Genomic DNA, 22,501 nt, shown 5'->3' with positions numbered 1-22,501 from the left:
GAACAGCGAACGCTTCCAGCCGCCGAAGCTGTGGTAAGCCACCGGAACCGGCAGCGGCACGTTGACGCCGACCATGCCGACTTCAATCTCGTCGCAGAACAGACGCGCCGCTTCACCGTCACGGGTGAAGATGCAGGTGCCGTTGCCGTATTCGTGATCGTTGATCAGTTGCATTGCCTCTTCCAGGCTGTTCACGCGAACGATGCACAGTACCGGACCGAAGATCTCTTCTTTATAGATGCGCATTTCCGGGGTGACGTTGTCGAACAGACAGCCACCGAGAAAGAAGCCTTCTTCATGACCGGCCACGCTGAAACCACGACCGTCGACCACCAGGGTCGCGCCCGCCGCCACGCCGTCGTCAACGTAACCGCTGACTTTGTCGCGCGCCTGACCGGTCACCAGTGGCCCCATGTCCAGACCGCACGAAGTGCCAGCACCGATTTTCAGCGCCTTGATTTGTGGAACCAGTTTGGCCACCAGTGCATCCGCTACCTGGTCCCCCACACACACGGCCACCGAGATCGCCATGCAGCGCTCGCCGCAGGAACCATAAGCCGCGCCCATCAGTGCGCTGACCGCGTTGTCCAGATCGGCATCCGGCATCAGCACGGCATGGTTCTTCGCGCCGCCCAGTGCCTGGACGCGCTTGCCGCGCTTGGTGCCTTCGGCGTAGATGTATTCAGCAATCGGCGTCGAGCCAACGAAGCTCAGCGCTTTGACTTCCGGCGCTTCGATCAACGCGTCCACCGCCGTCTTGTCACCGTGCACAACACTCATCACGCCTTTCGGCAGACCGGCCTCCAGCAGCAACTGAGCGATCAGCAGTGTCGAGCTCGGGTCACGCTCGGACGGCTTGAGGATAAAGCAGTTGCCGCAGACTATCGCCAGTGGATACATCCACAGCGGCACCATGGCCGGGAAGTTGAATGGGGTGATACCGGCAACAATGCCCAGCGGCTGGAAGTCCGACCATGCGTCGATGTTCGGGCCGACGTTGCGGCTGTACTCGCCCTTGAGGATTTCCGGGGCAGCGCAAGCGAACTCGACGTTCTCGATACCACGCTTCAGTTCACCGGCGGCGTCTTCCAGGGTCTTGCCGTGTTCTTCGCTGATCAATTGCGAGATGCGCGCTTCGTTCTGCTCCAGCAGTTGCTTGAAGCGGAACATCACCTGCGCACGTTTGGCCGGTGGCGTGTTGCGCCAGGCCGGGAACGCGGCCTTGGCGGCATCGATGGCTTTCTGGATGGTGGCCTGGCTGGCCAATGGCAGCTTGTGGATAGCCTGACCAGTGGACGGATTGAACACATCAACCGCGCGACCGTTCTCGGTCACCAGTTCGCCATTGATCAAATGCGGGATAACGCTCATCGAAAACTCCTGAATTCTTGTCCACGGGCACACGTTAAGGAGTGCCCGTTTTTGTAGGTATATATAGAAGGAAAAATCAGTCGAGCTTGTTCAGCACTTCGCCGACCGCATCGAACAGACGATCGAGGTCTTGCGGCTTGCTATTGAAGGTTGGGCCGAACTGCAGGGTGTCGCCGCCGAAGCGTACGTAGAACCCGGCCTTCCACAGGGCCATGCCGGCTTCGAACGGACGCACGATGGCGTCACCGTCACGCGGGGCAATCTGGATCGCACCGGCCAGACCGAAGTTACGGATGTCGATAACGTTCTTCGAACCTTTCAGCCCGTGCAGCGCGTTTTCAAAATGCGGTGCGACGTCTGCAACGCTCTGTACCAGGTTTTCCTTTTGCAGCAGGTCGAGAGCCGCCAGGCCAGCGGCACAAGCCACCGGGTGTGCCGAGTAGGTGTAGCCGTGTGGAAATTCCACGGCGTATTCCGGGGTCGGCTGGTTCATGAAGGTCTGGTAGATCTCGGAGCTGGCAATCACCGCGCCCATCGGGATCGCGCCGTTGGTGACTTGCTTGGCGATGCACATCAGATCCGGGGTCACGCCAAAGGTGTCGGCGCCGAACATATTGCCGGTGCGGCCGAAACCGGTGATCACTTCGTCGAACACCAACAGGATGCTGTGCTGATCGCAGATTTCGCGCAGACGTTTCAGGTAACCCTGTGGCGGAACCAGTACACCAGCGGAACCGGCCATAGGCTCTACGAATACCGCGGCGATATTCGAAGCATCGTGCAGCTCAATCAGTTTCAGCAGTTCATCGGCCAAGGCGATACCGCCCTGCTCCGGCATGCCACGGGAGAAGGCATTGCTCGCCAGCAGCGTGTGCGGCAGGTGATCGACATCCATCATCGCCTGACCGAACAGCTTACGGTTGCCGTTGACGCCGCCGAGGCTGGTGCCGGCGATGTTCACGCCGTGGTAGCCACGGGCACGGCCGATCATTTTGGTTTTGGTCGCCTGACCTTTCAGGCGCCAGTAGGCACGAACCATTTTCACGGCGGTATCGGCGCACTCGGAACCCGAGTCGGTGAAGAACACGTGGTTGAGGTTGCCCGGGGTCAGCTCAGTGATCTTCTCGGCCAGCTGGAACGACAGCGGATGACCGTACTGGAAGCCCGGCGAGTAATCGAGGGTGCCCAATTGCTTGGAAACCGCTTCCTGAATTTCCTTGCGGGTGTGGCCGGCGCCGCAGGTCCACAGCCCGGACAGCGAGTCGTATACCCGGCGGCCTTTGTCGTCGATCAGCCAACTGCCTTCAGCACCAACGATCAGTCGCGGGTCGCGCTGGAAGTTACGGTTGGCGGTGTACGGCATCCAGTGCGCGTCCAGCTTCAGTTGGCTGGCCAGTGGCGACGGCGCGTTTTCAGGCATGTTCATCGGGCAAAACCTCGCAGGGCATAAGCGTCAGGGAGATAAAAAGCGTTGTTGCAGCTAAATTGCCACGCGAATAAAGTCGGTGAAATCCAACTCTTCTAACCTTCAGTTAGAACTTTGCTAAACAATGAGAACAATAAGATGAGCAGCCGTCGCCCCGATCCGCTGGCCCAGGTCAGTGACTTTGATATCCGCTTGCTGCGGATTTTTCGCAGTGTGGTGGAGTGCGGCGGCTTCTCGGCAGCGGAAACCGTGCTCGGCATCGGTCGCTCGGCGATCAGCCAACAGATGAGCGATCTGGAGCAGCGCCTCGGTTTGCGTCTGTGCCAGCGTGGTCGAGCCGGGTTTTCGCTGACCGAGGAAGGTCGCGAGGTGTATCAGTCGGCACTGCAACTGTTAAGTGCGCTGGAAAGCTTTCGCACCGAAGTCAACGGTCTGCACCAGCATTTGCGGGGGGAGTTGATCATTGGCCTGACCGACAACCTCGTCACCCTGCCCCACATGCGCATCACCCACGCCCTCGCCCAATTGAAAGAACGCGGGCCGGATGTGCAGATCCAGATCCGCATGATTGCGCCCAATGAAGTCGAGCAAGGCGTGCTCGATGGGCGTCTGCATGTCGGCGTGGTACCGCAGGCCAGTGCGTTGTCGGGCCTCGAATATCAGCCGTTGTACAGCGAGCGTTCGCTGCTTTATTGCGCGGTTGGCCATCCGTTGTTTTATGTCGATGACAAACAACTCGATGACGAACGCCTTAACAGTCAGGACGCGATTGCCCCGACCTTTCGTTTGCCGGCGGAGATTCAGGCGCATTACCAGGCACTCAATTGCACCGCCAGCGCCTCCGACCGTGAAGGGATGGCGTTTTTGATTTTGACCGGACGCTACATCGGTTACCTGCCGGATCACTACGCCAGCCTCTGGGTGCAGCAAGGTCGTTTGCGTGCGCTGAAATCGCAAACACGTTTCTACGACCTGAGCCTCGCATCGGTCACGCGCAAGGGGCGGCGCCCTCATTTGGTGCTGGAAAGCTTTTTGGAGAGTCTGGCGGCAACGCGTTGAAAATCCGCCGAGGCCCGCCAGTGTTGGGCCCTGGCGACAAATCCGGCAAATAACCTGAGCAAGTGGACAGCTTTTTGCAGTGCTGGATCAACCCCGATCCTTCAACAAGAAGCCTTAAGCCATGCAGCCAGATTCCGCACCGTCCAGCGACCTGATCTACGGCCTCAACGACCGCCCCAAACCCGCTGCTGCAATTCTTGCCGCACTGCAACACGTGCTCGCCAGTTTCGTCGGCATCATCACCCCGCCATTGGTGATTGGCTCGGCCCTCGGGCTGACTGCGCATTTGCCTTATCTGATCAGCATGGCCTTGATGGTCTCGGGCGTCGGTACGTTTATTCAGGCGCGGCGACCATTCGGGATCGGCGCGGGAATGATCTGTCTGCAAGGCACCAGTTTCGCCTTTCTCGGTGCGGTGCTCTCCGCTGGTTTTCTGGTCAAGCAGCGCGGCGGCAGCCCGGAAGACATTCTGGCGATGATTTTCGGTGTGTGCTTTTTCGGCGCAATCGTGCAAATCGTCCTCAGCCGCTTTATCGGGCAATTGCGCCGCGTGGTCACGCCGTTGGTGACCGGAATCGTCATCACGCTGATAGGCATCAGTCTGATCAAGGTCGGCATTACCGATCTGGGCGGAGGCTTCAATGCGCCGGACTTCGGTGCGCCGGGCAATCTGGCGCTGGGCGTGTTTGTGTTGCTGACGATCATCCTGCTTAACCGCTCGAACACGCCATGGGTACGCTTGTCGGCAATCATCATCGGTTTGCTGCTCGGCAGCCTGGCCGCGTGGTTCAGTGGGAAACTGGTACCGCAGCCATTGCCTGACTTGCCGCTGATGAGTTTTCCTACGCCGTTCAAGTTTGGCTTCAACTTCGACTGGACGGCTTTCCTGCCGGTCGCGCTGATTTATCTGATCAGCACCATCGAAACCGTCGGCGACCTCACTGCCAACTGCATGCTCGCTCGCCAACCGATCAGCGGCCCTTCTTATATAAGCCGCCTGCGCGGTGGCGTACTCGGCGATGGCGTCAGCTGCATGATCGCCGCGACCTTCAGCGCCTTCCCCAACACCACGTTCGCGCAGAACAACGGTGTGATTCAGTTGACCGGCGTCGCCAGCCGCTACGTCGGGCTGTACATCGGCGCGATTCTGTTTTGCCTCGGCTTGTTCCCGATGATCGGCGCGGTGCTGCAACAGATTCCGAAACCGGTGCTCGGCGGCGCGACCCTGGTGATGTTCGGCGCGGTGGCGGCTGCCGGTGTGCGCATCCTCGCGCAGTCGCCGCTGGATCGACGCAGCATGTTGATCATCGCCACGTCGTTCGGCGTCGGCCTGGGCATCGCCGCACAACCGACCCTGCTACACCTGCTGCCGAAGCTGGTGCAGAACCTGTTTGATTCGGCGATCACCAGCGGCGGCCTGACCGCAATCATCCTGTGCCTGCTGCTGCCGGAGTCGAAAACCGAGGCCGCTGAAGCGCACGCGCCGCTGAACAAGATCGAACAGGCGTAACGGTTTTTCGCGCAAGGACTTGTCGGATGCCTGTGGGTGCGCTATCAACGCAACTGGTTGCACCCACAGACAAACCCGGAAGTGCCTATGACCTTTGAAGTCCCTGCCCATGGCGGTAAACCCGCCAGCCGCATTCGTCAGAAGAACGAAGAGACCATCCTCAAAGCCGCCGAAGACGAGTTCGCCCGTCACGGGTACAAAGGCACCAGCATGAACACCATCGCGCAGAATGCCGGGTTGCCCAAGGCGAACCTGCATTACTACTTCACCAACAAGCTTGGGTTGTACGTGGCGGTGCTGAGCAACATCATCGAGTTGTGGGACAGCACCTTCAACACCCTCACCGCCGAAGACGATCCGGCCGAAGCGCTGACTCGCTACATCCGCGCCAAGATGGAATTCTCCCGCCGTCAGCCACAGGCCTCGCGGATCTTTGCGATGGAAGTGATCAGCGGCGGCGAATGCCTCAGCGAATATTTCAATCAGGATTATCGCGCCTGGTTCACTGGCCGCGCGGCGGTATTTCAAGCGTGGATCGATGCGGGCAAAATGGATCCGGTCGACCCGGTACATTTGATCTTCCTGTTGTGGGGCAGCACCCAGCATTACGCTGACTTCGCCACGCAAATCTGCCGCGTCAGCGGTCGCAGCAAGCTGACCAAGCAGGACATGGAAGACGCCGGCAACAATCTGATCCGCATCATTCTCAAAGGCTGCGGCCTCACTCCTCCTCTATAAGACGTTTATGCCTTTCACCCTCAGCGGTTTTTGCGAGTACCGCGAAGAGATTCGCAAAAGCCGCTTTAACACCTTCGCCACGCCGATCGGCAGCCCTGCCGACGCGCAGGCGTTTTTCGAGCAGTACAGCGATCTGAACGCCTCGCACAATTGCTGGGCGTGGAAACTCGGCGATCAATACCGCAGCAATGACGACGGCGAACCGGGCGGCACGGCCGGGCGCCCGATTCTGGCGGCGATTGAAGCGCAGGATTGTGACCAGGTCGCAGTGCTGGTGATTCGCTGGTACGGCGGCATTCAACTCGGCACGGGCGGTTTGGCCCGGGCTTATGGCGGTGGCGCGAACAAGTGCCTGCAGACCGCGGCCAAAATCGAATTGATCAGCCGGGTGCCGTTGAGCTGTGCTTGCGGGTTTGCCGAGTTGGCGCTGGTGAAGTTGCGGCTGGCCGATCTGGGTGGATTGGTTGTCGAAGAAAACTTCACGGCAAACGGCGTTGAGTTGAAGTTGGCGGTGGGCGAGGCGCAGATCGATGTCTTGCAAACCCAGCTAGCTGATTTGAGCCGTGGGCGGATTTTGCTGCAGCGGTGAAGCTCAGATCAAAAGATCGTCCGATCGCGGCCCGAGCGTTCCGCAGCTCCTACATTTGAAATGCGCTCCCCTCTTGGAGCTGCCGAAAGCTGCGATCTTTTGGGGCGATCCCGAATTTCCTTATTCCACAGAGTTGCCCACATCGGCTGTGCACCCGACTGTGGATAACCTGAGTACATTCCGCTGTAACCCTTCTGTCACGTGGCTTTGCGCGGTTTGTTCACTTTTCGTTCAATTCACCCAACGAAACGAATTTTTGAAACAGAAACAGTCAGTTAGCGCGGTTTATCACCATTAGAAGAAAGCACCGCAGTGCTTATGCCCGGGATTGCAGCTTGCGCACAATAACTGTGGAACAAGCTGTGGATAACCCGTTCATGGCTGGCGCAGTCGCTGGATCCATCTAGCCCCCAAGGGATTGCTCGTTTTTTGATCATATCGCGACGGGCAAAACTGGCGCCCGAACAACGGCTTTGCTCTGAATTGGTGCCATCGTCGTACGTGATTCGGCCTTCAATGCTCTATACCAAGTGCTGCCACACGCGGCCCGCTCGCGTTCCTGACTCAATGGCCAGGAAATTGCTTTATCCACAGGCACAACTCCAAGCAAGTCGAGCCTGTCATGCCAATTGCTTCCAACACCCCGCGCCTGCAACTGCGCCATATCAGCAAACGCTACCCCGGTTGTCTGGCCAACGATGCCATCGACCTGAGCATCGCGTCCGGTGAAATTCACGCTCTGCTCGGTGAAAACGGCGCGGGAAAAAGTACGTTGATGAAGATTATCTACGGCGTCACCCAAGCCGATGCCGGCGAGATGCTTTGGCAAGGTCAGCAGGTGAATATCCGCAACCCGGCCCAGGCGCGGCAGTTGGGGATCGGCATGGTGTTCCAGCATTTCTCGCTGTTCGAAACCCTCAGCGTTGCGCAGAACATTGCGCTGGCGATGGGCGCGGCGGCCGGGACACCGAAACAACTGGAGCCGAAGATTCGTGAAGTGTCGCGTCGTTATGGCATGGCGCTGGAGCCGGAGCGACTTGTCCACAGCCTGTCGATCGGCGAGCGGCAACGGGTGGAGATCATTCGTTGCCTGATGCAGGACATTCGCCTGCTGATTCTCGACGAGCCGACCTCGGTGCTGACGCCGCAAGAGGCCGACGAATTGTTCATCACCCTGCGCCGCCTCGCCGCCGAAGGCTGCAGCATTCTGTTTATCAGCCACAAACTCGCTGAAGTGCGCGCGTTGTGCCACAGCGCGACGGTTCTGCGCGGTGGGCGCGTGGCCGGGCATTGTCTGCCAGCGGAGTGCTCGGATCAGCAATTGGCGCAGATGATGGTCGGCGAAGCGGCGGCGTTGATTGGCGACTATCCGAAGGTCAGCGGCGGCGCGGCGTTTTTGCAGGTGAAGGGCTTGAGTTGGCACAACCCGGATCCGTTCGGCTGCTCGCTGACTGACATTGATGTGCAAGTGCGCAGCGGCGAAATTGTCGGCATCGCCGGGGTCGCTGGTAATGGCCAGGATGAGTTGCTGGCACTGCTCAGCGGCGAGCAAACCTTGCCTCGGGCGCAAGCCGCGACCATTCGATTCGCCGAGCAACACGTCGCCGATTTGCGCCCGGATGCCCGCCGCAAACTGGGCCTGGCTTTCGTCCCCGCCGAACGCCTCGGGCATGGCGCGGTGCCGGAATTGAGTCTGGCGGACAACGCCCTGCTGACGGCTTTCCAACAAGGCTTGGTCAGCAACGGGCTAATCCAGCGCGGTAAAGTCGAAGCCCTCGCCCAACAGATCATTCAGCGCTTCGGTGTAAAAACCCCGGACACGCAAACCGCCGCGCGCAGTCTGTCCGGCGGCAATCTGCAGAAATTCATCCTCGGCCGGGAAATCCTCCAGCAACCGAAACTGCTGATCGCCGCGCACCCGACCTGGGGCGTCGACGTTGGCGCCGCCGCGACCATTCACCGTGCGCTGATCGCGCTGCGCGATGCCGGCGCGGCGATTCTGGTGATCTCCGAAGACCTCGACGAATTGTTCCAGATCAGCGACCGCCTCGGCGCGCTGTGCGGTGGACGTTTGTCGGCACTGCAAGACACCAGCAAGACACAACTCAGCGACGTCGGCGGCTGGATGGCCGGCCAGTTCGACCACGCCCCTTCAGCCGCCACGGTTTAACGGAGTTATACACATGCTGCTTTCCCTCGAACCCCGTGGCCAGCAATCGCGCCTGATGCTGTGGTGCTCGCCGTTACTGGCGGCGGCGCTGACGCTCGGTTGCGGCTCGCTGCTGTTTATCGCCCTTGGTCATGATCCGCTGCAAACCTTGCACACGCTGCTGATCGCACCGGTCAGCGATTTGTATGGTGTCTCTGAATTGTTGGTCAAGGCGCTGCCGATTCTGCTCTGCGCACTGGGCTTGGCAGTGGCCTATCAGGCGCGAATCTGGAACATCGGCGCCGAAGGTCAATTGCTCCTCGGCGCACTCGCCGGCAGTGCCTTGGCGGTGAACATCATCGACCTGCAAAGCCGCTGGGCGCTGGTGTTGATTCTGCTCACCGGCACCCTCGCCGGCGCGGCATGGGCCGGGCTGACTGCGTGGTTGCGCACACGCTTCAACGCCAACGAAATCCTCACCAGCATCATGCTCAATTACATCGCGCTGAATCTGCTGCTGTTCTGCGTGCACGGGCCGCTGAAGGATCCCGCCGGGTTCAACTTTCCCGAATCGGCGATGTTCGGCGATGCCAGCCGTTTGCCGTTGTTGATGGAGGATGGCCGCGTGCACGCCGGGGTGTATTTCGCCTTGCTCGCACTGGTCGCGGTGTGGGTGTTGTTGCAGAAAAGCTTTGTCGGTTTCCAGATCAAAGTACTCGGGCTGGACAAGCGCGCGGCGGGGTTCGTCGGCTTTCGCGAGAAGCGGCTGATCTGGCTGGCGCTGTTGATCAGTGGCGGCTTGGCCGGGCTCGCGGGTGTCTGCGAGGTCACCGGACCGATTGGCCAATTGGTGCCGCAGGTGTCGCCGGGATACGGCTACGCGGCAATTACCGTGGCGTTTCTCGGACGCCTCAATCCGATCGGGATTCTGTTTTCCAGCCTGTTGATGGCGCTGCTGTATATCGGCGGCGAGAGCGCGCAAATGACCCTGAATCTGCCGCAAGCGATCACCCAGTTGTTTCAGGGAATGATGCTGTTTTTCCTGCTCGCCAGTGACGTGCTGATTCTCTATCGGCCACGCCTGAACCTGCGTTGGGTGAAGCGCACTTCGACCACTGCCGTAACCGCCGGAGCGCTGTGATGGATATCGATCTGTTGAGCAATATTTTCTACGCCATGGTGCGTTGCGGCACACCGCTGTTGCTGGTGGCGCTGGGGGAATTGATCTGCGAGAAGAGCGGCGTGCTCAACCTCGGGCAGGAAGGGATGATGCTGTTTGGCGCGGTGATCGGTTTTATCGTCGCGCTCAACAGCGGCAACCTGTGGCTTGGCGTGTTGTTGGCGATGCTGGCCGGGATGTTGTTGTCGTCGCTGTTTGCGCTAGTGGCGTTGGTGTTCAACGCCAATCAGGTAGCGACCGGATTGGCCCTGACGATTTTCGGTGTCGGGCTGTCGACCTTTGTCGGCGCAGCTTGGGTCGGTAAACCACTGGCCGGTTTTGAGCCGTTGGCGATTCCTTATCTGAGTGAGATTCCGCTGATCGGGCGGATGCTGTTTGCTCAGGATTTGCTGGTGTATCTGTCGTTCGCGCTGTTTGCGCTGGTGGCGTGGGTGATCATCAAAAGTCGTGTCGGGTTGATCATTCAAGCGGTCGGCGAGAATCCGGATGCGGCCAGTGCAATGGGGTTGCCGGTGTTGACCGTGCGCACGTTGGCGGTACTGTTCGGCGGGGCAATGGCCGGGCTGGCCGGAGCGTATTTGTCGCTGGCGTACACGCCAATGTGGGCGGAAAACATGACCGCCGGGCGTGGCTGGATCGCCCTGGCGCTGGTGGTGTTTGCCAGTTGGCGGGTGTGGCGGTTGTTGCTCGGGGCTTATTTGTTCGGCCTCGCCAGCATCCTGCACTTGGTGGCGCAGGGGTTGGGGCTGGCGATTCCGTCGAGTTTGCTGGCGATGCTGCCGTATGTGGCGACGATTGTGGTGCTGGTGCTGTTGTCGCGCGATGCGCTGCGGACGCGGTTGTATGCGCCGGTTTCGCTTGGGCAGCCTTGGCAGTCAGGGCATTAAGAGGTGAATTCACTGCCCTCTTCGCGAGCAAGCTCGCTCCCACAGTTGACCGAGTTCACTCAGATCCCCTGTGGGAGCGAGCTTGCTCGCGAAGGCGTCCGCACAGGCAACACCTGAGCAACGCCCCACGCCAGTTCGAAGACCAGGAAAATAATCAGGATCGAACTGGCGCCATGGGCCAAGGCATATGCTTGCCAAGTCGCAAACAAAAACCGCCCCACCGCGTCATACCGTCCATAAAGCGCCTGCGGATCACGAATCCGCAGCACCGCCCACACGCACACCACCGAGCCCAGCAGATTCGCCATCAACAGGTGCACAGGCGCAAACGCCGGCAGTTCACCGGGCAAATTCAGCGCGGTCAAAAACCCATGCAAAGCGGCAAAACTCCACGGCGTGGCAAATGCCACCGTGACGATCAGGTCATACCAGGCACTGCCAAGCACCACATTGCGATACTGCGTTGAAGTCCACATCATCCATGCTCCGCAAAATTCAGGGAGCAAGCACGGTAAAGCCTGGAGTATGCTCCAGGGTCAATAGCCTTTTTGAGAGCCCGCATGCGCATCGGTGAATTAGCCCAGGCCTGCGCCGTCAGCCGTGACACGCTGCGCTTCTACGAGCAGCGTGGGCTGATAGCCGCGCAACGCCGTGCCAACGGTTACCGCGACTATCCGCCAGACATGGTGCAACTGGTGCTCTATATCAAAACCGCGCAACGCCTGGGATTTACCCTCGGCGAGATCAGTGACAGCGTTGCCGCGCTGTGGAACGCCCCCAACCCGGACAACGCCGTGGCGCAGTTGCTGCGCGACAAACTGCAACTGATCGAAACCCGTATGCGCGAACTCGACATGCTGCGGCAAGAGTTGCAACTTCGCCTCGGTCAGGCCTGTCCATTGAATCCATGATCCTCATTCATCAAGGAAGCCCATCATGTCTGCAAAAAACGCACTGATCATCGGCGCCTCCCGGGGCCTTGGCCTCGGTCTGGTGAAAACCCTGCTGGCCGACGGCTGGCAAGTCACCGCCACCGTGCGCAATCCGCAAAACGCCGAGGCGCTGCAAGCGCTGGGCAAGGTGCGGATCGAGAAGCTCGACATGGATGACCAGCAAGCGGTGATCGCCCTGAGTCAGCAGCTCAAGGGCGAAACCTTCGACCTGCTGTTCGTCAACGCCGGGGTCAAAGGCCCGGCGGACCAGACCCCGGGCGGCGCGACACTGGCCGAAGTCGGTCAGCTGTTTTTCACCAACGCGGTGGCACCGATCAATCTGGCCCAGCGGTTTGTCGGGCAGATCCGCGATGGCAGCGGCGTGCTGGCGTTCATGAGTTCCGGGTTGGGTAGCGTGACGGTGCCGGACGCGCCGGAGTTGGCGCTGTACAAAGCGAGCAAGGCTGCGCTGAATTCGATGACCAACAGTTTTGTCACGCAACTGGGTGAGCAGAAGATGACAGTGTTGTCGCTGCATCCGGGTTGGGTGAAGACGGACATGGGTGGCGAAGGGGCTGACCTTGACGTGGATACCAGCACCCGTGGGCTGGTTGATCAGGTGAATGCGTATACCGGCAAGGGCGGGCATCACTTCATCAACTACAAGGGTGAAACGATTCCCTGGTAAGCATACAAATCCCCTGTAGGAGTGAGCCTGCTCGCGATAGCGGTGTGTCGTTCAGCAAAAGTATTGCCTGATACACCGCTATCGCGAGCAGGCTCACTCCTACAAGGGACCGTGTTGTCCTGTCGGGTTGGGCTTGCCCGCTGCAACAATTTGTTTGAAACTGCGCACCTCGTCCTCGCGGCGACCCTGGATCAGCAGACAGGGCATCACTGAGCTGGCAACCCTGAACCCCATTTTCAGAGGAGCCGGCAACATGCCCGCGACCCGTACCTGGTTAAAAAATCCCCTCGCCATTTTCACCTCCAACTCGCTCGATGCCCGTGGCGGTCTTGTTGTGCAAGACGGTGTCATTGTCGAAGTCCTCGCCGCTGGCCAACAGCCGTCGGCGCCGTGCAATGCAGTGTTCAACGCCCGTGAACATGTGATCCTGCCGGGCCTGATCAACACCCACCATCACTTCTATCAAACCCTGACTCGCGCCTGGGCGCCGGTGGTCAATCAGCCGTTGTTCCCGTGGCTGAAAACCCTGTACCCGGTCTGGGCGCGCCTGACGCCGGAAAAACTCGCGCTCGCCACCAAAGTCGCTTTGGCCGAACTGCTGCTGTCGGGCTGCACCACTGCGGCCGATCACCACTACCTGTTCCCGGATGGCTTGGAGAACGCCATCGACGTGCAAGTCGAAACCGTCCGCGAACTGGGCATGCGCGCCATGCTCACTCGCGGTTCGATGAGCCTCGGCGAGAAGGACGGCGGCCTGCCGCCGCAACAGACCGTGCAGGAAGGTCAGGTGATTCTCGACGACAGTCAGCGCCTGATTCACGAGTACCACGAACGTGGCGACGGCGCGCAGATCCAGATCGCTTTGGCGCCGTGCTCGCCGTTCTCGGTGACCCCGGAAATCATGTCGGCCAGCGCGGAACTGGCGAACAAGCTCGACGTGCGCCTGCACACCCACTTGGCCGAAACCCTCGATGAAGAAGATTTCTGCCTGCAGCGTTTCGGCCTGCGCACCGTCGATTATCTCGACAGCGTCGGCTGGCTCGGCCCGCGCACCTGGCTGGCCCACGGCATTCACTTCAACCCGGACGAAATCGCCCGCCTCGGTCAGGCCGGCACCGGTATCTGCCATTGCCCGAGTTCGAACATGCGTCTGGCCTCCGGCATTTGCCCAAGTATCGATCTGACTGACGCGGGCGCGTTGTTTGGTCTGGGCGTCGACGGTTCGGCGTCCAACGATGCGTCGAACATGATTCTCGAAGCGCGTCAGGCGCTGTACATCCAGCGTCTGCGTTACGGCGCCGAGAAGATCACCCCGGAACGCGTGCTGGGTTGGGCGACCAAGGGTTCGGCGAGCTTGCTGGGCCGTACCGATATTGGTGAGATTGCCGTGGGCAAGCAGGCGGATCTGGCGTTGTTCAAGCTCGATGAGCTGCGCTTCTCGGGTAGTCATGATCCGATTTCGGCGTTGCTGTTGTGCGGTGCTGATCGTGCGGATCGGGTGATGATTGGCGGCAAGTGGCGCGTGGTTGATGGCCAGGTTGAGGGTCTTGATCTGAAAGGCCTGATCGCCGATCACAGCCAGGCGGCTCGCCAGTTGATCGCCGGTACCTGATCCACCACCGTTCAAAACTGTGGGAGCGAGCCTGCTCGCGAAAGCGGTGTGTCATTCAACAAATATGTTGTCTGATACCCCCTCTTCGCGAGCAGGCTCGCTCCCACATTGGTTTCTGCCAGCCTCAAAGGCCCAGCAGGGACAACATGATGAACGTCGCGAACAGCACGAAGTGCGTCATGCCTTCGATGGCATTGGTCTCACCGTCATTGAGGTTGATCGCGCTGACGATCAGCGTGATGAAGATCATCACCGTCTGCACCGGCGTCATCGCCATCTGAAACGGCTGGCCGGTATACAGCGCCATCGCTTCCATCACCGGCACCGTCAAAATCACCGTCGACAGTGACGCGCCCATCGCAATGTTCACCACCGACTGCATGCGGTTGGCCAACGCTGCGCGCAACGCGGTCAAAATCTCCGGCGCTGCTGAAATCGCCGCCACCAGAATCGCCGTGATCACCGGCGGCGCGCCCGTGCCTTCCAGGCCCAGATCGAGGGTCTTCGACATCACTTCGGCCAGTGCGCCGATCACCACAATGCCAAACACCAGAATGCCGATCGACAGGCCGATGCTCGGCGCATTCGTCTGCGCGTCCTGCGGTTCTTTCTTGCGGCGTTTGTCCGGATAGCTGTAGCTGAAAAAGTAACTGTGCGGGCCGACCTGCATGCGCAGAAACAGCGCGTAAAGCACCACCATCGCGCCGATGGTGAACGCCGAATAAATCTTCCAGTTGGCCTCGGGAATAAACTCCGGCACCACCATCGACACCCCCATGGCGGTGAGGATCATCACGCTGTAGCTGCGCGCGGAATCGTCGTTATAGGACTGCTCGCCATGTTTGATCCCGCCCATCAGTGCGGCGAGGCCGAGGATGCCGTTGATGTCGAGCATCACGGCGGAATAGATCGTGTCGCGCACCAACGTGGGCGACGCTTCGTTGCTCATCATGATCGCGAGAATCACCACTTCCACCAGCACGGCCGCAAGCGTGAGGATCATCGTGCCGTAAGGATCGCCAACCTTTTCCGCGAGCAATTCGGCGTGATGGGCGACGCGCATTGAGGCGGCGACGATGAAGGCGATCAGCACCAGACCGCCGAGCAGCGCGACGATCTGGCCGCTGTGCAGCAGCCAGTGTTCCAGCGGATAGGCAACGCACGCAGCGATGACTGCCAGCAGCAGAAAGCTTTCTTGTTTGAGGATTGTGAGCATGGCGGGCCTTTTGCCGAAAGAGAGCGAATGAGCTACTGACTGCGGGGCGGCGCTAACGTTTCGTTACACCTTAGCGCACCAGCGAATAGCAGCGAGTTTGGCAGGTGCCCTTTTATTGGCCTCACCGGCCTCTTCGCGAGCAGGCTCGCTCCCACAGGAGAATGTGCTCGAAGGTGGGAGCGAGCCTGCTCGCGAAGGCCGCACCGCGGTTTCGAAAGGTTTGTTGTCCTGTTGGTCAGCAATTTGCATTGGCCCTGACCACACACAACAAAATGGAGTTCGAATTCATGCAAATACGTCCGCTGCACAAACTGCTGTGCGCCGCCCTCGGTCTGGGTATCAGCCTGAGCGCCAGCGCTGCCGATCCGCTCAAGGTCGGATTCGTCTACATCGGCCCGATCGGTGACCACGGCTGGACGTATCAGCATGAGCAGGGGCGCAAGGCCCTCGCAGAAAAATTCGGCAATCAGATCACCACCAACTATGTGGAGAACGTCGCCGAGGGCGCCGACGCCGAGCGGGTGATCCGCAACATGGCCAAGGATAAATACGACCTGATCTTCACCACCTCCTTCGGCTACATGAACCCCACCGTCAAAGTCGCCAAGCAGTTTCCCAAGGTGACCTTCGAACACGCCACCGGCTACAAACAGGACAAGAACCTCGGCACCTATCTGGCGCGTACTTACGAGGGTCGCTACGTCGGTGGTTTCCTCGCGGCGAAGATGACCAAGACCAAGAAAATCGGTTACGTCGCTTCGTTCCCGATCCCGGAAGTGATCCGCGACATCAACGCCATCCAGCTGGCGCTGAACAAGTACAACCCCGGTACCGAGATCAAAGTGGTGTGGGTCAACTCCTGGTTCGACCCGGGCAAGGAAGCCGATGCCGCCAACGCGCTGATCGATCAAGGCGTCGACGTGGTGTTCCAGCACACCGACAGCCCGGCGCCGATTCAGGCCGCCGAACGTCGTGGCGTGTACGCGGTGGGGTATGCCTCGGACATGGCCCACTTCGGGCCGAAAGCCGTGCTGACTTCGATCGTCAACGACTGGGCGCCGCACTACATTCAGGCGACGCAGAGCGTGATCGATCACAGCTGGAAACCTCAGGATTACTGGGGTGGGTTGAAGGAAGGCACGGTTGAACTGCCGATCAGCGACCTGGTACCGGCACCGGTGAAAGCCGAGGCCGAGCAGATCATTGCCGACATCAAGAGCGGCGCGTTGCAGCCGTTTACCGGGCCGATCAAGGATCAGGCCGGCGTCGAGAAAATCCCGGCGGGTGTGAGTGCGAACACTGCGGAACTGGCGTCGATGAACTATTACGTTGAAGGCATGAAGGCCGAGATGCCGAAGTAATCCCCCGACTCACCACGCAAACCCTGTGGGAGCGAGCCTGCTCGCGAAAGCGGTGTGTCATTAAACAAAAATGTTGTCTGACACTCCCTCTTCGCGAGCAGGCTCGCTCCCACATTGGAAACACAGCGTATTCAAGGATTGTGTATGGATCAGCTTCCGATCATTGATATCAGCCCGCTCTATAGCGACGACGAAAACGCCTGGCCCGCCGTGGCCGGGCAAATCGACCAAGCCTGCCGCGACTGGGGCTTCTTCTACATCAAGGGTCACCCGATTTCAGCGCAACGCATCGACGCGCTGCTCGACCACGCCCAGCGTTTCTTCGCCCTGCCAGCAGCAGAAAAACTCAAGATCGACATCACCCAGACCCGCCACCATCGCGGCTACGGTGCCATCGCCACCGAGCAACTCGACCCGAGCAAGCCCAGTGATCTGAAAGAAACCTTCGACATGGGCCTGCACCTGCCGGCCAATCATCCCGACGTGCTCGCTGAAAAACCGTTACGCGGGCCGAACCGTCATCCCGCGCAGATCGGATGGCCTGAGTTGATGGAGCAGCATTACCTCGACATGCAGGCCCTCGCGCAAACCCTGCTGCGGGCGATGACCCTCGCGCTAGGCATCGAACGCGACTTCTTCGACAGCCGTTTCAATGATCCCGTCAGCGTCCTGCGCATGATCCATTACCCACCACGTCACACTGCCAGCTCCGCCGAGCAGCAAGGCGCCGGCGCGCACACCGATTATGGCTGCATCACCCTGCTCTATCAGGACAGCGCCGGTGGCTTGCAGGTCAGGAACGTGCGAGGCGAATGGATCGACGCGCCGCCCATCGACGGCACCTTCGTGGTCAACCTCGGCGACATGATGGCGCGCTGGAGCAACGACCGTTATCGCTCGACCCCGCACCGGGTGATCAGCCCGCTCGGCGTGGATCGCTACTCGATGCCGTTCTTCGCCGAGCCGCATCCGGACACCCGCATCGAATGCCTGCCGGGTTGTCAGGACGCACAGCATCCGGCGAAATATCCGACGACCACTTGCGCCGAATTCCTGCTCTCGCGTTTCGCCGATACCTACGCCTATCGCCGCGAGCAAGAAGCCGTGTGATGGATCGCTTGGTCAGGTTTTGCCAATTGTTTCGGCGAGCATCTGTAGAATGCCGTCATTGCACCTGATGAGAAAAGAATATGTACGACTGGCTCAACGCCTTGCCCAAGGCTGAACTGCACCTGCATCTGGAAGGCTCGCTGGAGCCTGAGTTGCTGTTCGCCCTGGCCGAGCGCAACAAGATCGCCCTGCCGTGGAATGACGTGGAAACTCTGCGCAAGGCCTACGCCTTCAACAACCTGCAGGAATTCCTCGACCTGTATTACCAGGGCGCCGACGTATTGCGCACCTCGCAGGATTTCTACGACCTGACCTGGGCCTACCTGTTGCGTTGCAAAGCGCAGAACGTGATTCACACCGAACCGTTCTTCGACCCGCAGACCCACACCGACCGGGGTATCCCGTTCGAAGTGGTGCTCAACGGCATCGCCGCGGCACTCAAGGATGGCGAACAGCAACTGGGCATCACCAGCGGTTTGATCCTCAGCTTCCTGCGCCACTTGAGTGAGGAAGAAGCCGAGAAAACCCTCGACCAGGCGCTGCCATTCCGTGATGCGTTTGTCGCGGTCGGTCTGGACAGCTCCGAGATGGGCCACCCGCCAAGCAAATTCCAGCGCGTGTTCGATCGTGCCCGTCACGAAGGCTTCCTGACCGTTGCCCACGCTGGCGAAGAAGGCCCACCGGAGTACATCTGGGAAGCCATCGACCTGCTGAAAATCCAGCGCATCGACCATGGCGTGCGCGCCATCGAAGACGAGCGTCTGATGCAGCGGATCATCGACGAGCAGATCCCGCTGACCGTGTGCCCGCTGTCGAACACCAAACTCTGCGTGTTCGATCACATGTCGCAGCACAACATCCTCGACATGCTCGAGCGTGGCGTGAAGGTCACCGTGAACTCCGATGACCCGGCGTACTTCGGTGGTTATGTGACCGAGAACTTCTACGCGCTGCATGAACATTTGGGCATGACCCAGGATCAGGCCAAGCGTTTGGCGCAGAACAGCCTGGATGCGCGACTGGTAAAACCATAAGCAACACCGCATAACCTTTGTAGGAGTGAGCCTGCTCGCGATAGCGGAGTGTCAGACACCGATGTGTTACCTGACAGACCGCTATCGCGAGCAGGCTCACTCCTACATTGGATCGGTGTTAGCCGATGGATTGGGCTTCAGTCAGCTCTTCCAGGGTCTTACCCCGCGTCTCCATCCCGAACAACCACACCACCCCCGCCGCAATCGCAAAGCACGCCGCGCCCAGCGCAAACACCCCGCCCTGCCCGGTAATCGGGAACACCAGTCCGGTCACCAACGGCCCGAGCAGCGAACCCACGCGGCCAATCGCCGAGGCGAAGCCCGAGCCGGTCGCCCGCGCCGACGTCGGATAAAGCTCCGGCGTATAGGTGTAGAGCACCGCCCACATGCCGAACAGGAAAAACTGCATCAGCAACCCGGTGCCGATCAGCAGCGCCACGTTGCCGCCAAACACCGCGCTCTGCCCATACAGGAACGCCATTACACCTCCGCCGAGCAACGTCACGATGCATACCGGTTTGCGCCCCCAGCGCTCAACCAGCCATGCGGCCATGAGAAACCCGGGAATCCCGCCCAGGGAAATCAGCACCGTGTAATACACCGACTGCGTCACCGCGAAACCCGACTGTTGCAACAGCGCACTGAGCCACGACGTCAACCCGTAAAAGCCGAGCAGCGCAAAGAACCACAGACTCCAGAGCATCGTCGTGCGCTGGCGATACTGCGGCGACCAGATCTGTTTCAGCGCCGCAAAGAAGTTGCCCGGCGGCGTCACGGTACGCGGCAATCGAATCGGTTCCGGCAACGCGGCACCGCCGAGCGACGAACGCACCCGCGCCTCGATGCCGTTCAACACCTTATCCGCAGCGTCATCGCGCCCGGCCTGCTCCAGCCAGCGCGGTGACTCGGGAATGAAAAACCTGATCGCCAGTACGAACACCGCCGGCACCGCCAAGACCAGAAAGATGTCGCGCCAGCCAATCAGCGGCAGCAGAAAGTAGGACAGCACGCCGGCAGCAACGAAGCCGAGAGGCCAGAAGCCGTCCATCAACGCGATGTAACGTCCGCGGCGCTGCGCTGGAATCAGCTCGGACAGCATCGACTGGGCGATCGGAAACTCCATGCCCATACCGATCCCCAACAGGATGCGGAACAGCGTCAGCGTCTCGACCGTTTGCGCTGTCGAGCACAGATAACTGGCCACGCCCCACAGCACGATGCTCCACTGAAACACCGGTTTGCGCCCGAAGCGATCGGCGAGCATGCCGGACAGCGACGCCCCCAGCACCATGCCGAAAAAACTCGAGCTGGCGAGCAACCCCGCTTGCGCACTGCTCAGACCGAACTCGGCTTTGATCGAGCCGAGCAGGAAGGTCATCATCGCCAGATCCATGGAATCGAAGAAAAACGCCAAGGCGATGATGATGAAAATGATCCGGTGATAACCGCTGATCGGCAGTCGTTCCAGACGTTCTGCCGCGCTGTAGCCGTGAGTCTCCATGCCACCTCCCCCATCCGAAAAATATCCCCGGATCGAGTGTGCTTGATCGCGAAACGGCGTTCGTGCTGGATACGACCTGTTCGCAGTCGCGTGCGACGCCAGAAGCGCTTACGCAGTTCCGGCCGTCGATTGCGAGTGCTCTACAACGCCATTTCCAGCTCGGTCTCCTTGGCGAAACGGTGAAGTTCCCGTTGGCCGGTGGCGGTCAATTGCAAAGCTCTCGAGTCGTTGGGCAGGGTCAGCCAGCCGGACTGCATGAACAACTGCAATAACGCGGCGCCGAGTGATCCCCCCATGTGCGGACGACGTTCGCTCCAGTCTGGACAAGCACACGCCACCTGCACGTTGCGATGGGCCAGCGCCTGAATGAACACGCCACGTCCAGCCAACAGTTTCGAACCCTTGTGGGTCACCACGACGCGTTGTTCGAGCTGTTCGATCCAGCCGGCATCGAGCAAGCGCTGATACAGGTCCGCCGCCAGCGTACCGCCGAGGTGGTCATCGCAAAAACGCGCGCGCAACAATGAGGACGGCGCGGTTTGCGGTTTGGCCATGGGGGTGGTGCGTTTGAAGACCTCGGGAATTTCCCGTGGAGCACTGGCAATGGTGGCGCTGGCCAATGCTTCTATCGCAGCACCGACCTCCGGTGCCGAGAGACGGAAAAAGCGTTTGCGACCACGGACTTCGACCTTCAACAGACCACCCGTGGATAGCCGCGCCAGATGCGCACTGGCCGACGATGGCGACAGCCCTGCCAGTAGCGCAAGCTCCTCGGTTTGCCGGGCCGAGCCATCCATCAACGCCCACATCATCGCGCTGCGCTTGGGGTCGGCCAGCAACGTGGCGATCTGGCTGATGCAAGGTGCATGTTCCATGTGTTCACTCCCTGTTGAATCGTATCGTCTACTGCTCGGAGACATCTTGGCCGGTAATGAGTCATCGGCCAAGACGCGAAAATCGCCATGAACCGGGGCGAGGCAAGCCGCTGACGCAGCCTGCTCCGGCACAGAACCCGCAGCAGTTGCGCGACCGTCACTCGAAGACTGGCGACGCGGTGCGAGGGTCTCCGGGCCGGGGTGTCGGTGCTGGCATGAGGCGGGCGCTAGTATAAGCGGGTTAGCCCGCGCGTCCTGCGCCGGGGCCTGCGCAGGTGGTGATTGTTCCTGACAGAAATTTCTCTATTTACCTGCGACTAATGATCAACTTCCGAAAAAGCGGGAAATTGACTACTCACTTCAGCGCATCGGCTGGCGAGCATTTCCCTCAGAAGGTTCACCGGCTTACTCAATTGGGCGCGATGGGCGCACAACAAATTCAGCGGTGCGCGCTCACAAAGCAGCTCTGGCAGCAGCACTTTGAGCCGCCCGGCGAGCACATCGGCGCCCACGTCCAGCCACGACTTGTAGGCAATTCCGGCGCCTCCCACCGCCCACAGACGCACAACGTCGGCGTCATCGCTGAAACGGTCACCACTGACAGTCAGACCAACTTCACGTTTACCGTCATGAAAACTCCAATGGTCATGCACCCGGCTGCCGAGCATGTACAGCAGGCAGTTGTGCTGAGCCAGTTGTTCGAGCTGGCGCGGTTCGCCGTGTCGGGCCAGATACGCCGGGGAGGCGCACAGCACACGGCGGTTGTGCGGGGCGATAGGCAAAGCAACCAGACTTGAGTCCTCCGGCTCGCCGTAACGCAAAGCGATGTCCACGGGTTGGCGGAACAGGTCGGCGATGCGATCGCCGAGCAGCAAGCGCACGGTCAGCTTCGGGTGCTCGCGCTGGAACTCGTCGAGCCACGGCAGCAACAGGTTGCGGCCGAAGTCCGAAGGCGCCGACAACTGCAAGACCCCACTGACCTGATCTTGTCCGCTGGCCAGCAAGCGCCGGCCTTCATCAAGGTTGCTCAGCGCCGCCCGCGCGTATTCGAGAAAGCCGTCGCCCTCGGCTGTCAGGCGCAGACTGCGGGTCGAGCGCGCGAGCAAGCGCGCACCGAGCTGCTGTTCGATCCGTTTCAACGCCGCACTCGCCACGGCAGCGGACATGTCCATCACCCGCGCGGCTGCCGACAGACTGCCCAGATCCGCCGCCCGGACAAACAACTGCAAGTCGTCAAAACGCAGCATGCTCAGCCTCGATTAT

General features: G+C 60.3%; 20 protein-coding genes (1 of these 20 cut by a window edge). 13 read left to right on the top strand and 7 right to left on the bottom strand.

All coding sequences use genetic code 11. From position 1 onward, the window contains the following. Window positions 1-1,371 carry the 5' portion of a CoA-acylating methylmalonate-semialdehyde dehydrogenase gene (locus HU754_RS04875; protein WP_064118435.1) on the bottom strand. The gene continues 123 nt to the left of window position 1, outside the view, so the window shows 1,371 of its 1,494 coding nt (coding positions 1-1,371); the start codon lies at window positions 1,369-1,371; the stop codon falls past the left edge of the window. A 76-nt stretch (window positions 1,372-1,447) separates the two neighbouring features. After that, window positions 1,448-2,797 (bottom strand): omega-aminotransferase AptA, encoded by a 1,350-nt coding sequence (gene aptA / locus HU754_RS04870; RefSeq protein ID WP_093430337.1) that lies wholly within the window; start codon window positions 2,795-2,797, stop codon window positions 1,448-1,450. Window positions 2,798-2,935: 138 nt separating this feature from the next. Here aptA and HU754_RS04865 point away from each other — a divergent pair, with 138 nt between their 5' ends. The 7 genes from HU754_RS04865 (at window position 2,936) to HU754_RS04835 (ending at window position 10,909) form a co-directional block, all read left to right on the top strand. Next, on the top strand, window positions 2,936-3,856 hold the full coding sequence (locus HU754_RS04865) for a LysR family transcriptional regulator (RefSeq protein ID WP_007914725.1): 921 nt from the start codon (window positions 2,936-2,938) through the stop codon (window positions 3,854-3,856). Window positions 3,857-3,977: 121 nt separating this feature from the next. Then, window positions 3,978-5,366: a uracil-xanthine permease family protein gene (locus HU754_RS04860; RefSeq protein WP_186620875.1), complete on the top strand. Its 1,389-nt coding sequence runs from the start codon at window positions 3,978-3,980 to the stop codon at window positions 5,364-5,366. Between the two features lie 87 nt (window positions 5,367-5,453). Next, window positions 5,454-6,104: a TetR/AcrR family transcriptional regulator gene (locus tag HU754_RS04855; RefSeq protein WP_038360732.1), complete on the top strand. Its 651-nt coding sequence runs from the start codon at window positions 5,454-5,456 to the stop codon at window positions 6,102-6,104. 7 nt (window positions 6,105-6,111) lie between these two features. Next, window positions 6,112-6,693, top strand: coding sequence for an IMPACT family protein (locus HU754_RS04850; protein ID WP_186620877.1), 582 nt, complete (start codon window positions 6,112-6,114; stop codon window positions 6,691-6,693). 622 nt (window positions 6,694-7,315) lie between these two features. After that, window positions 7,316-8,863: an ABC transporter ATP-binding protein gene (locus tag HU754_RS04845; protein WP_186620879.1), complete on the top strand. Its 1,548-nt coding sequence runs from the start codon at window positions 7,316-7,318 to the stop codon at window positions 8,861-8,863. 13 nt (window positions 8,864-8,876) lie between these two features. Continuing rightward, on the top strand, window positions 8,877-9,983 hold the full coding sequence (locus HU754_RS04840; protein ID WP_093430325.1) for an ABC transporter permease: 1,107 nt from the start codon (window positions 8,877-8,879) through the stop codon (window positions 9,981-9,983). Next, a complete protein-coding gene (locus tag HU754_RS04835) occupies window positions 9,983-10,909 on the top strand; it encodes an ABC transporter permease (RefSeq protein ID WP_099757921.1) in 927 nt (308 codons plus the stop codon). The genes HU754_RS04840 and HU754_RS04835 overlap by 1 nt, the downstream gene beginning before the upstream one ends. A gap of 59 nt (window positions 10,910-10,968) precedes the next feature. On the opposite strand, the gene HU754_RS04830 is transcribed toward HU754_RS04835, so the two are convergent. Beyond that, entirely contained in the window at window positions 10,969-11,385 is a 417-nt protein-coding gene (locus HU754_RS04830) for a hypothetical protein (RefSeq protein ID WP_093430369.1), read from the bottom strand. 84 nt (window positions 11,386-11,469) lie between these two features. Between HU754_RS04830 and HU754_RS04825 the strand changes: the two genes are divergently transcribed. The 3 genes from HU754_RS04825 (at window position 11,470) to HU754_RS04815 (ending at window position 14,141) form a co-directional block, all read left to right on the top strand. Then, window positions 11,470-11,820 (top strand): MerR family transcriptional regulator, encoded by a 351-nt coding sequence (locus tag HU754_RS04825; protein ID WP_186620881.1) that lies wholly within the window; start codon window positions 11,470-11,472, stop codon window positions 11,818-11,820. A gap of 22 nt (window positions 11,821-11,842) precedes the next feature. Next, the gene (locus tag HU754_RS04820; protein ID WP_093430321.1) at window positions 11,843-12,529 is read left to right on the top strand and encodes an SDR family oxidoreductase; all 687 of its coding nucleotides are present in this window, start codon (window positions 11,843-11,845) and stop codon (window positions 12,527-12,529) included. A 253-nt stretch (window positions 12,530-12,782) separates the two neighbouring features. Beyond that, window positions 12,783-14,141 (top strand): 8-oxoguanine deaminase, encoded by a 1,359-nt coding sequence (locus HU754_RS04815; RefSeq protein WP_186620883.1) that lies wholly within the window; start codon window positions 12,783-12,785, stop codon window positions 14,139-14,141. Between the two features lie 124 nt (window positions 14,142-14,265). Here the strand turns inward: HU754_RS04815 and HU754_RS04810 are convergent, their stop codons facing one another. Then, on the bottom strand, window positions 14,266-15,357 hold the full coding sequence (locus HU754_RS04810; protein WP_099757917.1) for a calcium:cation antiporter: 1,092 nt from the start codon (window positions 15,355-15,357) through the stop codon (window positions 14,266-14,268). A gap of 287 nt (window positions 15,358-15,644) precedes the next feature. Between HU754_RS04810 and HU754_RS04805 the strand changes: the two genes are divergently transcribed. The 3 genes from HU754_RS04805 to HU754_RS04795 all read left to right on the top strand — a co-directional run bounded on the left by HU754_RS04805 (window position 15,645) and on the right by HU754_RS04795 (window position 18,862). After that, on the top strand, window positions 15,645-16,718 hold the full coding sequence (locus tag HU754_RS04805; RefSeq protein ID WP_093430367.1) for a BMP family ABC transporter substrate-binding protein: 1,074 nt from the start codon (window positions 15,645-15,647) through the stop codon (window positions 16,716-16,718). A 144-nt stretch (window positions 16,719-16,862) separates the two neighbouring features. After that, window positions 16,863-17,828: a 2-oxoglutarate and iron-dependent oxygenase domain-containing protein gene (locus HU754_RS04800; protein WP_093430311.1), complete on the top strand. Its 966-nt coding sequence runs from the start codon at window positions 16,863-16,865 to the stop codon at window positions 17,826-17,828. A gap of 80 nt (window positions 17,829-17,908) precedes the next feature. Beyond that, a complete protein-coding gene (locus tag HU754_RS04795; RefSeq protein WP_008082147.1) occupies window positions 17,909-18,862 on the top strand; it encodes an adenosine deaminase in 954 nt (317 codons plus the stop codon). Between the two features lie 118 nt (window positions 18,863-18,980). Here the strand turns inward: HU754_RS04795 and HU754_RS04790 are convergent, their stop codons facing one another. The 3 genes from HU754_RS04790 to vimR form a co-directional block, all read right to left on the bottom strand. Continuing rightward, complete coding sequence (locus tag HU754_RS04790; protein ID WP_093430308.1) at window positions 18,981-20,363, bottom strand: MFS transporter; 1,383 nt, start codon at window positions 20,361-20,363, stop codon at window positions 18,981-18,983. 140 nt (window positions 20,364-20,503) lie between these two features. After that, entirely contained in the window at window positions 20,504-21,238 is a 735-nt protein-coding gene (locus HU754_RS04785; protein WP_093430305.1) for an ArsR/SmtB family transcription factor, read from the bottom strand. A gap of 317 nt (window positions 21,239-21,555) precedes the next feature. Then, complete coding sequence (gene vimR, locus HU754_RS04780) at window positions 21,556-22,485, bottom strand: transcription regulator VimR (RefSeq protein WP_186620885.1); 930 nt, start codon at window positions 22,483-22,485, stop codon at window positions 21,556-21,558. Window positions 22,486-22,501: the final 16 nt, after the last annotated feature.

It is taken from the genome of Pseudomonas zeae (assembly GCF_014268485.2).
Taxonomy (GTDB): Bacteria; Pseudomonadota; Gammaproteobacteria; order Pseudomonadales; family Pseudomonadaceae; genus Aquipseudomonas; species Aquipseudomonas neuropathica.
The sequence above is the reverse complement of the archived record's forward strand: the minus strand, read 5'-3'. Positions and strand labels throughout refer to the sequence as shown.

Excerpts from the sequence above, each read along its gene's own strand:
- HU754_RS04815 (WP_186620883.1), top strand. The coding sequence starts at position 12,783 with ATGCCCGCGACCCGTACCTGGTTAAAAAATCCCCTCGCCATTTTCACC.
- HU754_RS04830 (WP_093430369.1), bottom strand. The coding sequence starts at position 11,385 with ATGTGGACTTCAACGCAGTATCGCAATGTGGTGCTTGGCAGTGCCTGG.
- HU754_RS04860 (WP_186620875.1), top strand. The coding sequence starts at position 3,978 with ATGCAGCCAGATTCCGCACCGTCCAGCGACCTGATCTACGGCCTCAAC.
- HU754_RS04810 (WP_099757917.1), bottom strand. The coding sequence starts at position 15,357 with ATGCTCACAATCCTCAAACAAGAAAGCTTTCTGCTGCTGGCAGTCATC.
- HU754_RS04785 (WP_093430305.1), bottom strand. The coding sequence starts at position 21,238 with ATGGAACATGCACCTTGCATCAGCCAGATCGCCACGTTGCTGGCCGAC.
- HU754_RS04855 (WP_038360732.1), top strand. The coding sequence starts at position 5,454 with ATGACCTTTGAAGTCCCTGCCCATGGCGGTAAACCCGCCAGCCGCATT.
- HU754_RS04790 (WP_093430308.1), bottom strand. The coding sequence starts at position 20,363 with ATGGAGACTCACGGCTACAGCGCGGCAGAACGTCTGGAACGACTGCCG.
- HU754_RS04805 (WP_093430367.1), top strand. The coding sequence starts at position 15,645 with ATGCAAATACGTCCGCTGCACAAACTGCTGTGCGCCGCCCTCGGTCTG.
- HU754_RS04800 (WP_093430311.1), top strand. The coding sequence starts at position 16,863 with ATGGATCAGCTTCCGATCATTGATATCAGCCCGCTCTATAGCGACGAC.
- HU754_RS04795 (WP_008082147.1), top strand. The coding sequence starts at position 17,909 with ATGTACGACTGGCTCAACGCCTTGCCCAAGGCTGAACTGCACCTGCAT.
- HU754_RS04825 (WP_186620881.1), top strand. The coding sequence starts at position 11,470 with ATGCGCATCGGTGAATTAGCCCAGGCCTGCGCCGTCAGCCGTGACACG.
- HU754_RS04865 (WP_007914725.1), top strand. The coding sequence starts at position 2,936 with ATGAGCAGCCGTCGCCCCGATCCGCTGGCCCAGGTCAGTGACTTTGAT.
- HU754_RS04835 (WP_099757921.1), top strand. The coding sequence starts at position 9,983 with ATGGATATCGATCTGTTGAGCAATATTTTCTACGCCATGGTGCGTTGC.
- aptA (WP_093430337.1), bottom strand. The coding sequence starts at position 2,797 with ATGAACATGCCTGAAAACGCGCCGTCGCCACTGGCCAGCCAACTGAAG.
- HU754_RS04845 (WP_186620879.1), top strand. The coding sequence starts at position 7,316 with ATGCCAATTGCTTCCAACACCCCGCGCCTGCAACTGCGCCATATCAGC.
- HU754_RS04840 (WP_093430325.1), top strand. The coding sequence starts at position 8,877 with ATGCTGCTTTCCCTCGAACCCCGTGGCCAGCAATCGCGCCTGATGCTG.
- vimR (WP_186620885.1), bottom strand. The coding sequence starts at position 22,485 with ATGCTGCGTTTTGACGACTTGCAGTTGTTTGTCCGGGCGGCGGATCTG.
- HU754_RS04850 (WP_186620877.1), top strand. The coding sequence starts at position 6,112 with ATGCCTTTCACCCTCAGCGGTTTTTGCGAGTACCGCGAAGAGATTCGC.